At 52.8% G+C, this 16,251-nt stretch carries 16 protein-coding genes; 13 read left to right on the top strand and 3 right to left on the bottom strand.

Features of this window, described 5'->3' with window-relative positions:
* Positions 1-165 precede the first annotated feature (165 nt).
* Complete coding sequence (locus AWJ19_RS20035; RefSeq protein ID WP_068726417.1) at positions 166-1,395, bottom strand: PLP-dependent aminotransferase family protein; 1,230 nt, start codon at positions 1,393-1,395, stop codon at positions 166-168.
* 93 nt (positions 1,396-1,488) lie between these two features.
* On the opposite strand from AWJ19_RS20035, the gene AWJ19_RS20030 reads away from it, so the two are divergent.
* On the top strand, positions 1,489-2,934 hold the full coding sequence (locus tag AWJ19_RS20030; protein WP_068726415.1) for a PLP-dependent aminotransferase family protein: 1,446 nt from the start codon (positions 1,489-1,491) through the stop codon (positions 2,932-2,934).
* Between the two features lie 55 nt (positions 2,935-2,989).
* Here the strand turns inward: AWJ19_RS20030 and AWJ19_RS20025 are convergent, their stop codons facing one another.
* Complete coding sequence (locus AWJ19_RS20025) at positions 2,990-4,885, bottom strand: S8 family peptidase (protein ID WP_068726413.1); 1,896 nt, start codon at positions 4,883-4,885, stop codon at positions 2,990-2,992.
* A gap of 408 nt (positions 4,886-5,293) precedes the next feature.
* On the opposite strand from AWJ19_RS20025, the gene AWJ19_RS20020 reads away from it, so the two are divergent.
* The 12 genes from AWJ19_RS20020 to AWJ19_RS19965 all read left to right on the top strand — a co-directional run bounded on the left by AWJ19_RS20020 (position 5,294) and on the right by AWJ19_RS19965 (position 15,847).
* Positions 5,294-5,791 (top strand): YpuI family protein, encoded by a 498-nt coding sequence (locus AWJ19_RS20020; RefSeq protein ID WP_068726411.1) that lies wholly within the window; start codon positions 5,294-5,296, stop codon positions 5,789-5,791.
* Positions 5,792-6,024: 233 nt separating this feature from the next.
* Entirely contained in the window at positions 6,025-6,249 is a 225-nt protein-coding gene (locus AWJ19_RS20015) for a DUF1540 domain-containing protein (RefSeq protein ID WP_082708012.1), read from the top strand.
* 11 nt (positions 6,250-6,260) lie between these two features.
* Entirely contained in the window at positions 6,261-6,668 is a 408-nt protein-coding gene (locus tag AWJ19_RS20010; protein WP_068726407.1) for a hypothetical protein, read from the top strand.
* Positions 6,669-6,867: 199 nt separating this feature from the next.
* Positions 6,868-7,575, top strand: a complete 708-nt coding sequence (locus tag AWJ19_RS20005; protein ID WP_068726405.1) for a lytic transglycosylase domain-containing protein — start codon at positions 6,868-6,870, stop codon at positions 7,573-7,575.
* A gap of 166 nt (positions 7,576-7,741) precedes the next feature.
* Positions 7,742-8,893 (top strand): cysteine desulfurase family protein, encoded by a 1,152-nt coding sequence (locus tag AWJ19_RS20000; protein ID WP_068726403.1) that lies wholly within the window; start codon positions 7,742-7,744, stop codon positions 8,891-8,893.
* A gap of 3 nt (positions 8,894-8,896) precedes the next feature.
* Positions 8,897-10,183, top strand: coding sequence for a tRNA uracil 4-sulfurtransferase ThiI (gene thiI / locus AWJ19_RS19995; RefSeq protein ID WP_082708011.1), 1,287 nt, complete (start codon positions 8,897-8,899; stop codon positions 10,181-10,183).
* A gap of 100 nt (positions 10,184-10,283) precedes the next feature.
* On the top strand, positions 10,284-10,946 hold the full coding sequence (locus AWJ19_RS19990; RefSeq protein ID WP_068726401.1) for a TerC family protein: 663 nt from the start codon (positions 10,284-10,286) through the stop codon (positions 10,944-10,946).
* Between the two features lie 187 nt (positions 10,947-11,133).
* The gene (locus AWJ19_RS19985; protein WP_068726399.1) at positions 11,134-11,646 is read left to right on the top strand and encodes a hypothetical protein; all 513 of its coding nucleotides are present in this window, start codon (positions 11,134-11,136) and stop codon (positions 11,644-11,646) included.
* Positions 11,647-11,851: 205 nt separating this feature from the next.
* On the top strand, positions 11,852-13,696 hold the full coding sequence (gene typA, locus AWJ19_RS19980; RefSeq protein ID WP_068726397.1) for a translational GTPase TypA: 1,845 nt from the start codon (positions 11,852-11,854) through the stop codon (positions 13,694-13,696).
* A 137-nt stretch (positions 13,697-13,833) separates the two neighbouring features.
* Positions 13,834-14,130, top strand: a complete 297-nt coding sequence (locus AWJ19_RS19975; protein WP_068726396.1) for a YlaH-like family protein — start codon at positions 13,834-13,836, stop codon at positions 14,128-14,130.
* 82 nt (positions 14,131-14,212) lie between these two features.
* Positions 14,213-15,292 (top strand): LCP family protein, encoded by a 1,080-nt coding sequence (locus AWJ19_RS19970; RefSeq protein ID WP_068726395.1) that lies wholly within the window; start codon positions 14,213-14,215, stop codon positions 15,290-15,292.
* Positions 15,293-15,391: 99 nt separating this feature from the next.
* Positions 15,392-15,847: a pyridoxamine 5'-phosphate oxidase family protein gene (locus AWJ19_RS19965; protein WP_068726394.1), complete on the top strand. Its 456-nt coding sequence runs from the start codon at positions 15,392-15,394 to the stop codon at positions 15,845-15,847.
* Positions 15,848-15,913: 66 nt separating this feature from the next.
* On the opposite strand, the gene AWJ19_RS34215 is transcribed toward AWJ19_RS19965, so the two are convergent.
* Positions 15,914-16,243, bottom strand: coding sequence for a YhcN/YlaJ family sporulation lipoprotein (locus tag AWJ19_RS34215; protein ID WP_347231133.1), 330 nt, complete (start codon positions 16,241-16,243; stop codon positions 15,914-15,916).
* Between the last annotated feature and the right edge of the window lie 8 nt (positions 16,244-16,251).

The following is a 16,251-nucleotide window of genomic DNA, read 5'->3' as shown; positions in this document are numbered from 1 at the left end:
AAAAATGCCCTTGAATTGGCCCTTCGCCGGCCAAAAAGCCGAAATGAAGGGCAAAAATGCCCTTGAATTGGCCCTGCGCGGCCAAAAGGCCGAAATGAAGGGCAAAAATGCCCTTGCTTGCCTCCGGAAGCCTCGCGTACACGGAGGCAGCCCCTCCCGGCCTGCTTAAACGAGTGTGTCCACTGCCTCAGTTAACGTCCGCCCGTAGCTCTCCAGCGCCGCTTCCAGACGCCGCACAGCGACCGGCAGCAGCTCAGGCGGCGTGTGGGTAAAGTTCAGGCGCATGGCATTTTTTAGCGGATTGGCTGCATAGAACACCTCGCCTGGAACGAAGGCGACGCCCTGCTCCACCGCAAAAGGCAGCAGCTTGGCGGTATCCGTGCCTGCCGGCAGCTTCAGCCACAGGAACATACCGCCGCGCGGCTCCAGGAAGCTGGCGCCCTGCCAGTGTTCTCCGCTGAGCTCCCCGGCAAGCAGCTTCATCCGGGAATGATATTCCCGCGAGATGAGCCGGATATGGGTGTCGATGTCAAAGTGCTGGAGCAATTCATGAAGCGCCCGCTGGTCAATGGCGCTGGAATGAAGGTCAGCGGCTTGTTTGGCCTTGGCGATGATCTTGATCAGCTCAGGGGGACCAATAATCCAGCCGGTACGCAGGGCAGGCGCGACAATTTTGGAAAAGGTTCCGGTGTATACCACACACTGGTCTTCACCGGAGCTTCTGTCGATGGCTGCCATTGAAGGGGGATAGGCGCCGGGGGAATCATCAAATGCAATCTCGCCATAAGGGTTATCCTCCAGGATCAGCACATTGTACCGGCGGCATAATTCAACGGTCCGCTCACGGCGTTCCTTGCTCCAGCTTCCTCCCGAAGGATTGTTGAAGGTGGGGACGGTATAGAGCACTTTGGGACGGTGCAGCTTGAGCTGCTCCTCCAGATGCTCCGGCAGCATGCCGTATTCATCGCTATCCACGGTGATGATATCTGCCCGGTAAGAGTTAAGCACCTGCAGGGCAGCAAGATAAGTAGGTGCTTCAACCAGCACCTTATCCCCCGGGTCTAGCAGTACCTTGCAGAACAGATCGATCGCCTGCTGGGAGCCTGTGGTGAGCAGCATATCACCGGTCTGCACCGGAATACCCTGGCGCGTAAGTCTTGCGGCTACCGCCTCACGCAGCGGAGTATAGCCCTCGGTGAGCCCGTACTGCAGCGAAGAGGCGCTGCCGGAAAGTGCGCGGTTATATGCATCCCGCACCGCTTCCAGCGGAAAAAGCTCTTCCCCGGGCAGCCCGCCGGCCAGCGAGATAATGTCCTTGCCCTGTGTAACCTTGAGTATATCGCGAACGGCTGATGAACCGAGATGGTTTGTCATTTCAGCATAATGAATTTTCATAAAAAATCTCCCCGCAGTTGAATTTTGTTGTATCATAACGGCATAGCGGTATAACAGTAAAGCGGTGAATATAACAGTTGGGAGGAAGGTCAGATGCACATTGATTTAAAGCGCGGGAGCAGCAAGTCCCTGCCGCAGCAGATCAGCGATACGCTGGCCCAGCGCATCACCTCCGGGCTGCTGCAGCCGGGGACACGCCTTCCTTCCGTACGCGGTTTGGCCTCCTCGCTGAAGGTCAGCCAGGTTACAGTAAGCAAAGCCTATGAGGAGCTGGAAAGCAACGGCCGTATCATCTGCAGCCAGGGAAAAGGCTGCTTCGTCGCCCGGAGGCCGATCAACCCGGTAGAGGCGGGGAGCGGCTGGCAGGACGGGTATGACGATTTTTTGCCGCGAGCCCAGCTTTGGCGCAATTTCGACTATTCTGCCGTACAGTATCCCTTTCATCTTGCAGCGATTCATAGCGAGCTTTTGCCGCTGCAATTTATCGGAGCCACGATGTCCTCGCTGGTAACCGGCCAGCCTGAGCTGATGGCTTCCTACGGTAATTTTCAGGGAGATGCCGAGCTGCGCGAGGTGATGTGCCGGCATCTGCACAGCCGCGGAGTGGAGGTCCAGTCTTCTGATGTGATGATTACGAGCGGTTCTCAGCAGGGGATTGATCTTGTTGCCCGGACCTTTGTCGGTCCCGGAGATACCGTATATCTGGAGGCACCCAGCTATACAGGAGCAATTGATGTTTTTGCGGGACGCGGAGCGGAGATGATCTTTGTCCCCATGGACAGCGAAGGCATGAGGATCGATGTGCTTACCAGACTCTGCGACAAGCGTCCACCCAAGCTCATCTATACCAACCCTACCTTCCAGAATCCGAGCGGTGTAACGATGAGCATGACAAGAAGACAGCGGCTGCTGGAACTGGCCAGAAGCTACCGCTGCCTGATTGTCGAGGATGATCCGTTCAGCGATCTCTATTTTCATAAGCCGCCCCCGCCGCCTATCAAATCAATGGACGAGGAAGGCCATGTGGTCTATATGAAAAGCTTCAGCAAAGTTATCGCGCCGGGCTGCCGGATCGCCTGTGTAGCCGCGGGAGGCAACATCCTGTCCAGACTGATCGCTGCCAAGTCGGCCAGCGATCTCGGCAGTCCGCTGCTGAACCAGCGGGCAGTACTGCCATTTATCACCCGCAGGTATGATGCTTATACCAGACAGCTGCGCACGGCACTGCGGGGGCGTATGGAGACAGCAGTGAAGCTGCTGAAACGATATGCGCCCCCGGGAGTCACCTGGAATGTGCCGGAAGGCGGGCTGAACCTGTGGCTGCAGCTGCCGGGTGCAGAAGGAATCGGGAAGCTGCATGTAAGGGCTGAGCAGGCGGGCATTTCTTTTCTGCCGGGCGATGTCTGCTACTCCGGCGAGGTTCCTTCCGGGCATATCCGCCTCTGCTATTCGCAAATGAAGGAAGCCGATATGGAAGAGGGCCTCAGGCTGTTCCTGCAGCTGCTGACAGAACATCTGCGCACAGACCGGCTAATATGAGCTGTATGCACCATCCAGCCTGAGCTGCCTGCTGTCCAAATTGCCTGCTGTTCTTTTAATGATTACCCGTATTCTCGCGCATACTCTTCAGCTGCTGCCCGACATGCTGCGGGAACAGCTGCAGCGGCACATCACTGCCGCCTGCAGCCCGCAGGGTCTTGTAGATATCAACCTGGCCCCAGCCGTAATACTTGTCATGACCGGCCTCACCCAGATCAACGGCATTTGCGGTCATCAGCTCCATCACCTCATTGTTGGTCAAGGACGGATTGAGCGAACGGACCAGCCCGGCAAGCGCAGCGACATGCGGACTGGCCATGGACGTACCCGAGAGGGCGGCATACTGGTTATCCGGATAGGTGCTGGCAATGCTCTCACCGGGCGCGGCGACATCAATATAATCCCCGTAATTTGAAAAGGAAGCTCTTTCCCCGGCAGCGTTCGTTGCGGCTACAGCCAGTACCTCTTCATAAGCAGCCGGATAGCCGGGCCGCTCCGTGTTGTCATTGCCTGATGCGGAGACGATGACGACATCCCGGTCATAAGCATATTTAATCGCATCGTGCAAAAACTGCGAATCGGCATAGTTGCCAAGGCTGAGGTTAATCACCTTTGCCCCGTTGTCGGCAGCCCAGATAATGCCTTCGGCAACGGAATAGGTTGTACCCGCACCGGAGTTGTCGAGCGCTTTTACCGGAAGGATCTTGTTGTACCAGCTGATGCCGGCCACACCTTCCTCGTTGTTTGTTATAGCCCCGATAATCCCGGCCACATGCGTTCCATGCCCTACATCATCATCCGGTGCAGACCCGCTGCTAATGGCGTTATATCCGGCCAGCAGCTGGCCCTGCAGATCAGGATGGGAAGCTTGAACCCCCGTGTCCACAACAGCGACGATCACTTCATTGCTGCCCTTCGATAAATTCCAGCCCTGTTCTGTTTCAATAGCCGGCAGATTCCACTGGTAGGTGGAGAACAGCAGATCATTTGGTGTAACGGCTCCAGTCCCGGTATTTTCGTAAGTGGTATCATTGGTTAAATACATATAGTGGGGCTCTGTATATTCAGGTTTCCATTTATAAGCAAAGTAGGTCTTAAGCTGGGAGTAGTTCATCTTGTCCGAGCGGAAAATATAAGCATATCCCAGTTTGCGCGGCTGCTTGCAGCGGATATCAGCAGATATCGTCTGAAGCTGGCCGGGTGTAGGGTGGCCGTTTTTGAAGCGTACGACAATTTCGTTTTCGTAAAAATGGCTGGCATTCTCGTTGTCATGGCCTGTTTTGACCGTAATATCCTTGAGGGTATCGGCATGAACCGATTCTACCCGGTATTTGCCCTCCTTAGGATAAGGGATCAGGCGCAGATTCTTGAGCTGATGATCGGCAACACGCTCCAGAATGTTCTGGCTGATTAACGCGATTACGCCGATATGGCCTTCCTGGTCACGCTGGGCCATAAAATAATATTTTTTGTCTCCGATAATAAAGGAAGGTGATTCATAGGACTGATGGCCTTTGATCGCTGATTTTGCCATACTAAGATATTTTAGCAGCTGTTTGTTCTCCTGGTCTGTGCCTTTGGGAAGTGAGGATTTGAAGGTGTTTGTTTTATGGGTCCGGTAATCGATCCACATCAGCATGGTGATATGCCCGTGTCCCTGCTGCAGGCGCTTGGCATATGCTGATATATCCCGCGGGGCAGCACCATGCGTTTCGGCAAGCATTGTTCGCAGGTGTCTGCTGACATCGGTCCGGTTCAGGCGGTCGGTAGCACTGACATCTTGCACAAGAGAGGTCTTCTTGATTGTTTTCTCCTGCGGGGGACCCGGAACAGCGGGGAGGGCTGCCTGCTTCAGCTTCGCTTCTTCGGCAGGGCGAAGCAGAAAAGTAAGCAGGATCACGGTGAACGCAGCGGTCATCAGACCGGCGACGGTTAGATTTTTTCGGGACATATTCTCCGCTCCTTCTAGGTATCGTATAGCTGTAGGTTTAGAAGAGAGCGCCGCTTTTATGCATCACAGAAAAGGGTACCGTGTCCCCTGTTTTTGTGATAATATCAAACTGATTAAACAGCTTGTTCAAGCCCCTTGATATTGCAACAAAATCATCCGCTATAGAGCGGTCCGGTCCCTCCTGAGGTGCATCGATGTAGATTTTGTTATAATATCAAACTGATTAAACAGCTTGTTTAAGGAGCGGTCCAAGGCCGCGTATCAATCGAATCAAATTTTTGTTATACTGTTTTCAAGAAATAAACCGCTTGCACCGTCTTTTTGAGGCCGGGATGAGATCAAGTATTCCTGGCAATACCTGTCTTTACCAACACTAAGAGCAAGGACTAATAAGGGGGAGCAACCGCCATGTCAGCAGCTAATGTGCAGAAACTATGTGAAACGACGAGAGAAAAACTGAAATCCGTAATCGGAAAAATGGAACTATTCCTGAACACCCATGCGCTGCCTCAGCTGGTAACAGAAGAGGATGAGGAAACAGCAGCATTTTATCAAGGCTTTCTGTCCGATCTCCGCCATCTGCTGGTCTTCTCCGAAATGTCTTATGAGAAGCTCGGGGTTGCGTTGCGGCGTGCCACGTTTGATCAGGATTTCGCGCAAAAAGCGCTTTACAACGTATATCATTACGGAGTGAATAACTTCTTTTATCCAAAAAATGAAAGCTATTCCGAAGACGGACGTTACGCCTACACAGGCCAGGACGCCATCCGCTTCCGCAAAAAGCCGGTCCGTCCGGCGCGCGACATTATTATGGAAATTACGAAGGTGTACGAAGAGCTGCGGGATGATCTCAGCTACTACGAGAACGATTATCTGACTGAAAAACGGATGCAGAATCAGGTATAGCCTGTACCGGACCGTCAGCTTCATAGCTACAATTGCTCAAGGGATCGTGCTTGCCATGGCATATGGCAGGTCCGGTCTCTTTTTGCTGTGTCACATCGCTCATCCGCAGCGTAACCTGAACAGCGCATGGTTGTTTTGAAGCTTTACATTGCCTGCTCCACCAGCAGGTGGCATTCCCTATCCGCATACAGACGCAGGAGCAGGGACATAATGATACCGAGGTGATGATAATCATGTCAAACGCCAAACCGCTTGTAAGATGCAGCGTAAGCAATTGCCATTATTGGGGTTCGCAAAATGTATGCCGGGCTGAAGAGATCGTTATTGAAATCGACAAGCATGCGGGCAGCGCCTTCAAGGAAGAATTCGCCGAGGAGATGACAAGCCGCGGCAATCATCATGATCATGCGGGCACTTCATCCGCAACCTGTTGTCTGACCTTTAAGCCGGGCGAGTAGGGGGATGACCAATGGAATCTAATGATGAGGGGACAAAGGTTGACCCGTCACGGCGCAGAAAAGTAATCCTGCGTCCGCGCAGCCGTGTGGATTATCCAAGACGCGACCCGGCACACCGCGAGGAATATGCTGCCGAGGTGAGTCCGCCACTGGTGCGTCAACCGGGAACCAGCGACAGTAACGGGTCAGAGGTCCGGCAGTCAGCTGGTGAGCATAACGACAGCAGGACAATGGGCTATATCGCTCTGGGGTTCGGGGTCGTTTCGTTATTTATCTGGTCCATTATTGCCGGACCCGTGGCGGTTGTTCTTGGTTACAACGCCTATTCCCGCGGGCAGAAAACAGCGGGAGCCTGGGCGATGGGACTGGGGATCGTGTCTACATTAAGTTATTTTGTAATGATACCCTTTGCCAGGTAATGCCGGGAATAAGGAAAAGCAGGAACGAAACAGGCTTTTGGACCTATCTATGAGGGTCGGAAGTCTGTTTTTTCTTGATGCTATATAGCATTTATGATGAATGAATTGTAAAATAAAGGCGTATCTCAAATTTAAAATAGAGCTTCTTCCTACCAGGATATTTATATAAAGATTAAACCAGAAAGAAGGATGTACAAAAATGAGTATCGATCCAGCATCAGCAAGCGGGCTTGGGCAGCTGAAGTGGGTGAACCTGCGTTCAAGCAGCGGACTGCCGGCAGCAGCAGGCGCGGCTGAAGCTCAAAGCTCGTCCAAAGCTGAGTTCGCCGCTGTCCTGCAGCAGCTTTCTGCACAGCCTGCGGACGAAAGCAGTCTTTCGGGAGTGGCTACACTTGCAGACAGTACGGCGCTGAGCAGCCTGATTTGGCAGCAGCTTGGTGCAGCAAGCGTCGGTTATGGCAGCATATCCGAAGGAAACGTGGAGAGTGTACCGACAGATTACGAAGAGCTGATTCAGACAGCAAGTGCAAAATACGGCGTGCCGGTTGACCTGATCAAGGCAGTGATCGATACGGAATCCTCGTTTAATCCGAATGTGGTTTCGTCGGCGGGAGCCAAAGGGCTGATGCAGCTTATGGATGGAACAGCTAACGGGCTTGGCGTATCGGATCCGTTCGATCCGGCCCAGAATATCGACGGCGGTGTGCGCTACTTATCCTATCAGCTGAAGCGTTATGACGGGGAAGAGAAAATGGCACTCGCTGCATATAATGCCGGACCCGGACGGGTGAACAAGCTTGGCGTCAGCAATGACGAAGAGCTGATGCAGAAGCTGAGCCTTCTTCCCAAAGAAACGCAGGCTTATATTACTAAAATTGAACGCGCCCGCGCCGAATACGCGCTATAATAACAAGATCAAACGGTGTTCCCGCACTCTGCAGCGGGATATGACCGTTTGGTCTTTTTTTTCGGCCCGGACTTTATATGGACTATACAATAAGGTATTCTATAAGTCTTGATAGGATCATTGTTTAATGCTGATTAGTTAACAAGATAAAGGAGAACTTAAATATATGCTGTACTGGGATTATGCCGCAGCAACCCCGCCGTATGAGGAAGTTGTCCAGACGATGGGACAAATTATGAGGCTGCATTATGCCAACCCCTCCTCGCTGCACCGTGCAGGGAGAGAAGCGGAACGGCTGCTTGCACGCTCCAGAGAGGTATGTGCCGCAGCGCTTGGTGCAGCACCTCATGAAATCCTGTTCACATCAGGAGCCACGGAGAGCAATAACCTGGCTGTTAAAGGCGCAGCCCTGCAGTACCAGGGCAGGGGACGCCATATTGTTACCACGCAGATCGAGCACCCTTCTGTATATGAGAGCTGCCAGCAGCTGCAGTCCCTTGGCTGGGAGGTGACGTTTGTGGCACCCGACTCCACGGGAGTGGTAGATCCGGCCGGAATTGCTGCTGCAGTCCGGCGGGATACGGTGCTGGTCAGCGTCATGCACGTCAACAATGAGACAGGTGCGGTACAGCCGCTTAAAGACATCGGACGGCTGGTCAAGGCAGCCAATCACCGTACGCTGTTTCATGTGGACGGTGTACAGGGCTTCGGAAAACTGGCCACGGAGCTGAAGGAATGGCAGGCGGATCTGTACAGCCTGTCTGCCCATAAACTCCGCGGTCCGCGCGGTGTAGGCATTCTTTATGTGCGGGAGGGCGTTGCGCTGTTCCCGCTGCTTACCGGCGGATCGCAGGAGCAGGGGGGGCGGGCAGGCACGGAGAACGTAGCTGCAATCGTCGCTTCTGCCAAGGCGGTCCGTATGAGTGCAGAAAACAGGGAAGCCTATTATAGGCAGATTACACCGCTGCGGGACCGGCTGCTGGCGTTTTTGTCGGGAGTTCCCGAGTTTACAGTGAACAGCAGCAGGGACGGAGCGCCGCATATTGTGCATTTTTCCTATCCGGCCGTAAATGGAGAGGTGATGGCCCGCAAGCTGGAGGAGCTGGGGATGACGGTTTCTACCCGCTCCGCCTGTTCCTCCAGGCTGGCTGAACCCAGCCGGATTCTGCTGGCCATGGGCAGGGATGCGGCAGCTGCGCTTGGCGGTGTGCGCATCAGCCTTGGGGATGTTCATACGCAGGCTGATATTGAGGCCTTGGAGCAGGCGCTGCTGTCCGCTGTACAAGCTTTGAAGATTGTGGAGAGAGGCAGGGACTGATTAATGAGAGAGAATAGGACTGAAGCCGCGGAAGGCCGCGGAAGCAGCATTGAATATGCCGATATGCTGCTGCTTCGCTTCGGGGAGTTTACGCTGAAGGGCAAGAACCGCAACCGGTTCGAGAAGACCGTGCTGCGCCATGTCAAGGAAATGGTAAAGCCCTATCCGAAAGCTGTGCTTAGCAAGGAATTCGGACGGATTTATGTAACGCTGAACGGTGAGCCTGCAAGTGAGCTGGCGGAAGCGCTGAGGAATGTATTCGGCATCGCTTCAATCAGTCCGGTCAAGGTTTCACGCTCGGAATTTGACGATATTCTGGCAGCCAGCCGGAGATTCCTGGAAGTCATCGCCCCGCCGCAGGGGACAACCTTCAAGGTTAACGCGCGCCGTGTGTGGAAGGACTTCCCGCATGGCTCAATTGAGATGAATAAGCTGATTTCCACCCCGCTGCTGCAGGGCTATCCGGGGCTGCTGGTCGATGTAAAGTCGCCTGAGCTTGAGCTGAAGCTGGAGATCCGCGAGGGGTCAACGTATATTTTTTGCGATCAGATTGAAGGTGTAGGCGGATTTCCGCTGGGTACGAACGGGAAGGCTATGCTGCTTCTGTCTGGCGGCATCGACAGCCCGGTAGCAGCCTGGTCCTCCATGCGCCGGGGGCTTGAGGTGGAGTGTGTCCATTTCTACAGCTACCCGTATACAAGCGAGCTTGCCCGCCAAAAGGTTGTTGATCTGGCGCGTGTGCTGTCGCGTTATGCAGGGGTAATCAAGCTGCACCTGGTGCCGTTTACGGAGGTGCAGACCTCTTTTACCGGAATAGGGCAGGATAATCTGATCATTACGCTGATGCGCAGAGCGATGCTGAGAATCACCACCCGGCTGGCTGAGCGGGAAGGCGCGCTTGCTATCGTAACGGGAGACAGCCTGGGGCAGGTGGCCAGCCAGACCTTGTCGAGCATGAACGTCATTGGCCGTGCCACTGCGCTTCCGCTGCTCCGTCCGCTGGTGATGATGGATAAGAGTGAGATAGTGGAACTTTCCCAGAGAATCGGAACGTACGACCTGTCGATTCTGCCTTATGAGGATTGCTGCACCCTGTTTGTCCCGAAATCGCCCACAACCAACCCGAACCTGCGGATCATTGAAAAGATTGAAGCGACTCTGCCCCGATATTCTGCACGGCTGGATGAGGCGGTCGCAGGCACGGAGACGGTTACCATTACACCGTACGGTGAAGAGAAGCCGCAAGATCTGGTGCCCGCCCAGTCCGGGCTGCAGGAGGAATGGTTCTAGTCAGCCGATGCCTGATCCTTATAAATAATTGGACAGGAAGCATAGCTTGCCCGCTGTGGACATACATGTAATACATGTAGCCCGGGGAGGTAAGAAACCTATGGATTCGATAGTTCTGCTTGGTGAAATACTGATGATCAACCTAGTGCTGAGCGGGGACAACGCGATGGTAATCGCGATGGCCAGCAAAAACCTGCCGGAGAAGCACCGGAAACTGGCAGTCTGGTGGGGGGCGGCTGGTGCAGTGGCCCTGCGGTGCATGCTGACCTTTGCCGCAGTGCTGCTGCTCCAGATCCCGTATATTCAAGCCGGCGGAGGAATTCTGCTTCTGTGGATTGCGTTCAAGCTGCTGCTGGAGGAAGAGGATGAGGTTACAGTCCGTGATGAGGGTTCGAGCTTGTGGAGATCCATCCGCACCATTCTGCTGGCCGACTTCGTCATGAGCCTTGACAATGTTCTGGCCATTGCCGGAGTAGCCAAAGGGGATCTCGCCCTGATTGTTATCGGCATTATGCTCAGTATTCCGATTGTCGTGTGGGGAAGCGGTATTATTGTAGGCTGGTTGCACCGTTTTCCAATTCTTGTCTACATCGGCGCGTTCATACTTGCCCATACGGCAGGGGATATGCTGCTGCAGGATGCCAAGTTCGGGCTCGTGATCTCGTTCTTCCTGCCTTCCTATCATACCTTCCTGCCAATTGCTCTGGGCATCATTGTTATCCTGACAGGCGCGTTCAGGAAACGGCTGGTATCAGCCAGTTAAGAAGCGGTAATAATGAGGGCTGTGCCGGAAGCTGAAAAAGCTCCGGTGCAGCCTTTTTGCCGCTCTGCAGGAAGGTGCAATTTTCAAAGAGAAATAACTGCTGAATGATGGCGTTTTATGGCAGTTTCAGCTAAAATATAAAAGAAATCCAGCGAAAAGAAGTGAACGATGAAGGGATAGGTGAATAATGTCATCAAATAAAGACATGAAACTGGGGATATTCATTGCCGCCGCCGGCCTTATCATTTTATTGGGAAAGCTGGGGGTATTCGGATTTCTCGGACGGGCTTTGTGGCCGCTCGTAATTCTGATTCCAGGCCTGTTCCTGCATGTGCTTTTTTTCAGCAAGAGGGCTTCGGCAGCTGTGCTGGTTCCGGCAGGTATTCTGACGGTTTACGGCCTGCTGTTCGGCTTCTGTAATACCTGGGGCTGGGGTTATATGCGCCATCTGTGGCCGGTGCTGCTGCTTGGTGTTGCTGTCGGCCTGTATGAATATGCCTTTTATTCCCCGGCAAGGACGGGAGGTCTCACAGCTTTTGCTGTCATTCTCGGGGCGCTGAGCGTTGTACTGCTGGTGTTCAGCATGATCGGTACGGGTGCGCTATATCTGCTTGGTATTGTGCTGGTAGCTGCGGGAATCTGGCTGATGTCTGGCCGCAAAAGACGGGGAAGCCGGAAAAAGTGGAACGGCGGCTGGTAAAGCGGCTGTGCGAACTAGAAAATTTACACGGAGCTGGAAATCGTTTTTTCATAAAAAGACTTGCTTTTCATGGTGCTTTCACTATAGAATTAAGAAATGTTGGAGCGTCGGCTTTCTGCCAGGCGCTTCTTTTGTGAGATTGCCGTGACATGTCAAGAATTTAAACATTTTTAATTTGATAAATGAGAGGATTTGGATACAAATCATGCATTCAAGAACAGAAATCCGCAATATCGCGATTATTGCCCACGTTGACCATGGTAAAACAACGCTTGTCGATCAGCTGCTGCAGCAATCCGGTATTTTCAGCGCCCATGAAACTCTGCAGGAACGTGCAATGGACTCTAACGACCTGGAGCGGGAACGCGGAATCACCATCCTTGCCAAAAATACTGCCATTACCTATAAAGAATTCCTCATCAACATCGTAGATACCCCGGGCCATGCTGACTTCGGCGGCGAAGTGGAACGGATTATGAAAATGGTTGACGGTGTACTGCTGGTTGTTGATGCTTATGAAGGCTGCATGCCGCAGACGAAGTTCGTCCTGCGCAAAGCGCTGGAGCAGAACCTGACTCCGATCGTTGTCGTGAACAAGATTGACCGTCCGGCTGCCCGTCCTAAGGAAGTTATTGACGAAGTACTTGACCTGTTCATTGAGCTTGAAGCAAACGATGATCAGCTGGAATTCCCGGTTGTGTATGCTTCCGCCCTTAACGGTACATCTAGCATGGACCCTGAGAAGCAGGATGACAACATGCTTGCTCTCTATGAAACCATCATTGAGCACATCCCGTCCCCGACTGAAAAGGTTGACGAGCCGCTGCAGTTCCTTGTAACCCTGATGGATTACAACGAATATCTGGGCCGTATCGCAATCGGCCGCGTGAACCGCGGGGTAATCAAGCAAGGCCAGTCTGTAACGGTTATTATGCGCGACGGCAAGAGCAAAACTGCGCGTATTGAGAAGCTGTTCGGCTTCCAGGGCCTGAAGCGTGTTGAAACTGAAGAAGCCGGTGCAGGCGATATCGTCGCTATTGCCGGGATTAAGGACATCAACATTGGTGAAACAATTGCTGATCCGGCTAACCCTGAGGCACTGCCGGTTCTGAAGATTGATGAGCCTACTATGCAAATGACATTCCTCGTGAACAACAGCCCGTTTGCAGGTAAAGAAGGGAAATGGGTAACCTCCCGTAAACTGCGTGAGCGTCTGTTCAAGGAGCTTGAAACAGATGTCAGCCTGCGTGTAGACGAAACAGACAGCCCTGACGCATTTATCGTATCCGGCCGCGGTGAGCTTCACCTGGGTATCCTGATCGAAAATATGCGCCGTGAAGGCTATGAGCTGCAGGTTTCCAAGCCTGAGGTTATCGTGAAGGAAATCGACGGAGCCAAGATGGAGCCGCTTGAGCGCCTGCTGATCGATATCCCTGAAGAGAGCATGGGCGCTGTTATGGAGAGCCTTGGAACACGCAAGGCTGAAATGGTTAACATGATCAACAACGGTACCGGCCAGGTACGTCTGGAATTCCTGATTCCGGCACGCGGCCTGATCGGTTACAATACACACTTCCTGACACTGACCCGCGGATATGGCGTAATGAACCATGCGTTCGACAGCTATGCTCCGCTGATCGGCGGCCAGGTAGGCGGACGCCACCAGGGCGTGCTGGTATCCAGCGAAACCGGAACAACTACGTTCTACGGCATGATCGGTGTTGAAGACCGCGGTATTCTGTTCCTGGAGCCGGGTACTGACATCTACGAAGGCATGATCGTCGGCGAGCATACCCGTGATAACGACATTATCGTTAACATCTGTAAGGAAAAAGCACTGACTAACGTGCGTTCTGCCACCAAGGATGAAACGGTTAAAATGAAAACTCCGCGTCTGTTCTCACTGGAAGGTGCCCTTGAGTACCTGAATGATGATGAATATTGCGAAATCACGCCAAAATCCGTACGTCTGCGCAAGAAGATCCTGAACAAGGGCGAGCGCGAGCGTGCAGAGAAGCAGCGTAAGCAGGCTCAAGCCAGCCAGGCTTAAGCTGACAGCCATAAGCCGCGGATGTGGAATCCGGCGGTTTTTTGTTGTCCTGCGGTGCTTTGCTTAAATTTAAAGATTAATGACGGCAGTAATGATATAATGGATGCGACATCTATTTCCGGGAGGAGTGACGGGCAGTGCAGAGCTGGTTCGCTGATCATCCGATAGTCGCTTATATCGTCATTTTTGTTCTGCTGACGTATGTGTATAACCGTGTCTTCCGTGTCAATCAGAAGCTGTCAATCGGTAAGGAGATTGTACTGTATCTCATGATGGCGCTCGGCTCCGGCATGCTGCTGATCTTTCAGCATGACAAGCTGCCGATTATCCAGTGCCTGCTGGTTGCAGTAGGGCTTATGCTGCTGGTGCGGGTCCGCTATCTGGTGGAAGCCCGGCAGAGACGGAAGGCTGCTGCGGCGGACAAACACCGGTAAACGCAACTTTTGCTTCCGGTTTTCGTCTAAGCTTGTAGCTTGAACCAAAATCTATGTGAAATGAAAAGGACTTTATTCCATTATGAGTAATAGCAAGGGAAGCCTTCCTCCAAGATCAAACGGACCACAGGGAGGCAGAGGACAACAGAACCGTACTGCCCCTCAGACCAAAACGAAGAAGAAAAAAGTTAAAAAGCGCAGCTTTTTTGCAAGGCTGACCAGAATGCTGCTGATGCTGGTGCTGATTGGCGTGCTTGCCGGACTGGGATATGCCGGATACCTGTACTACAAATTCGAGAAGGGCGGCTTTGGTACCGATCAGGCGGTGGACAGCGGACAGCTTGCTTCTGCGAAGCCGCTGACCATGCTGCTGCTGGGAACCGATAACCGTCCTAAGCATCCCTCCAATCTGACGGATGTCATTATGGTGGCTGCGCTGAACCCGGATACGAAATCGGCAACGGTCGTTTCACTGCCGCGTGATACGTATGTGGAGCTCAGCGGTTATAAGAAGAACAAGATTAATGCCTATTATGCAAGGTTTAAATCCAAAGAGGACACTTCCGGCATATCAGCCGAAGATGAGATGAAGACGATGATGGGCAAATATCTGGACGTTGATATTGATTATGTGACAGTACTTGATTTCCAGGGCTTCCGGGATATTGTGGATGAGCTGGGCGGGGTGGATGTGAATATCAGCGCCGATATGTGCTATACGGACAGTGTGGACGGAACCGATATTAATCTCAAAAAGGGTCCGGCACAGCTGAACGGGGATGATGCACTTGATTATGTGCGGTACCGCAAGTCCAACTGCAGCCCGAAAACGGAAGGCTCGGATGACTTTGACCGCAACAAGCGCCAGAATGAGGTGCTGAATGCGCTGGTCGGGCAGATGCAGTCACTGGGCGGTGTGCTTAAAATCGGCAATGTAATGGATGCTGTCGGCAACAATCTGGAAACCGATATTGAGAATGAGCAGATTAAAAGCATGATTGCTACCTACTGGAAGATTTCCAAAGAGAATATAGCTTTTGTGCCGGTAACAGGAACTTGGCGCAGCCCGTATGTGTATATTAACGATACAGAGCTGGAAAATGCCAGACAGAGCCTTCAGGCAACACTTGCAGGTTCAGCAGCAGCCTCTGAAACACCTTGAGCTGCTTCAAGACAACATCTCTAAATTGAATGCAAGTTTACGCGTGTGCTATAATATAATAAATTGAATGCACATTTGCCGCATAGGGGGCCTGTACTTATGTCCGAAGCCGTTGCTCAGCTCAATGAATCCCTGCTATCGATGCTGCAATCGGAAACCTTTGTTCTTCTTAATACGGTGGATGCGGAATCCGGAGGCCCAACGTCTACAGCCATTTCCTGGGTCTACGCCGTGAGTCCTTCTGTCTTACGTCTTGCGATTGACCACCGGTCGAGACTGGTGAACAATATGAAGATTAACCCGCTGGTGACCATTACGGTTTTCGGAGAGGGGACCGTTCATGCCATTAACGGGCGCGCTGCAGTTAAGCTGGATCCGCTCCCTGACGTGCCTTTTAAGATGTGCTGTTTTGATGTTGAAATTGAAGCGGTCCGCAATGCGCTTTTCTATGGCGCACAGCTTGAGTCCGCCCCTAAATATGCGAAGGTATACGATGCACGTGCAGCTGAGAAGCTGGACGGACAAGTGTTTGCCGCCATGCAAAAAGCCCAGTGATCTGTCACTAGGCTTTTTTTGTCTATCCGGTATACCAATATAAGGGAGTGATCAGCGGCAAAGCCTTTATTGATTATTGCCTTGAGGCTTCGTATCTTCAGGCAGCTGAGGGATGATCCGGCCGATAATATCTGCCATTTCGGAGGCGAATCCGGAAACCGGATTACCTTGTGACATATGGCGGCTCATATCATCCAGCCGGCCTGAGAGATCCATATCAGCGGTGACCAGTGCTTTTACCCCGCGGGGATCCTTACGGATTGCCTCGGCTACCGAATATTTGATGCTTCCGACCCGCGAGCGCTCGAGCGACCCGTCTACATCAATGCCGACTACGGCCAGGTTGTTCATGACGACACAGTGGGCTCCGTTTACACCGGGTACTCTTTTGGCCAGCTGCTCAA

The organism is Paenibacillus sp. DMB5, assembly GCF_001517085.1.
Lineage (GTDB): Bacteria > Bacillota > Bacilli > Paenibacillales > Paenibacillaceae > Paenibacillus_AQ.
Note: the sequence above shows the minus strand (reverse complement) of the source record. Positions and strands in the feature narration are given on the sequence as shown.

Coding starts and splice junctions, on each gene's coding strand:
- AWJ19_RS20035 (WP_068726417.1), bottom strand. CDS start 1,395: ATGAAAATTCATTATGCTGAAATGACAAACCATCTCGGTTCATCAGCC.
- AWJ19_RS20030 (WP_068726415.1), top strand. CDS start 1,489: ATGCACATTGATTTAAAGCGCGGGAGCAGCAAGTCCCTGCCGCAGCAG.
- AWJ19_RS20025 (WP_068726413.1), bottom strand. CDS start 4,885: ATGTCCCGAAAAAATCTAACCGTCGCCGGTCTGATGACCGCTGCGTTC.
- AWJ19_RS20020 (WP_068726411.1), top strand. CDS start 5,294: ATGTCAGCAGCTAATGTGCAGAAACTATGTGAAACGACGAGAGAAAAA.
- AWJ19_RS20015 (WP_082708012.1), top strand. CDS start 6,025: ATGTCAAACGCCAAACCGCTTGTAAGATGCAGCGTAAGCAATTGCCAT.
- AWJ19_RS20010 (WP_068726407.1), top strand. CDS start 6,261: ATGGAATCTAATGATGAGGGGACAAAGGTTGACCCGTCACGGCGCAGA.
- AWJ19_RS20005 (WP_068726405.1), top strand. CDS start 6,868: ATGAGTATCGATCCAGCATCAGCAAGCGGGCTTGGGCAGCTGAAGTGG.
- AWJ19_RS20000 (WP_068726403.1), top strand. CDS start 7,742: ATGCTGTACTGGGATTATGCCGCAGCAACCCCGCCGTATGAGGAAGTT.
- thiI (WP_082708011.1), top strand. CDS start 8,897: ATGAGAGAGAATAGGACTGAAGCCGCGGAAGGCCGCGGAAGCAGCATT.
- AWJ19_RS19990 (WP_068726401.1), top strand. CDS start 10,284: ATGGATTCGATAGTTCTGCTTGGTGAAATACTGATGATCAACCTAGTG.
- AWJ19_RS19985 (WP_068726399.1), top strand. CDS start 11,134: ATGTCATCAAATAAAGACATGAAACTGGGGATATTCATTGCCGCCGCC.
- typA (WP_068726397.1), top strand. CDS start 11,852: ATGCATTCAAGAACAGAAATCCGCAATATCGCGATTATTGCCCACGTT.
- AWJ19_RS19970 (WP_068726395.1), top strand. CDS start 14,213: ATGAGTAATAGCAAGGGAAGCCTTCCTCCAAGATCAAACGGACCACAG.
- AWJ19_RS19965 (WP_068726394.1), top strand. CDS start 15,392: ATGTCCGAAGCCGTTGCTCAGCTCAATGAATCCCTGCTATCGATGCTG.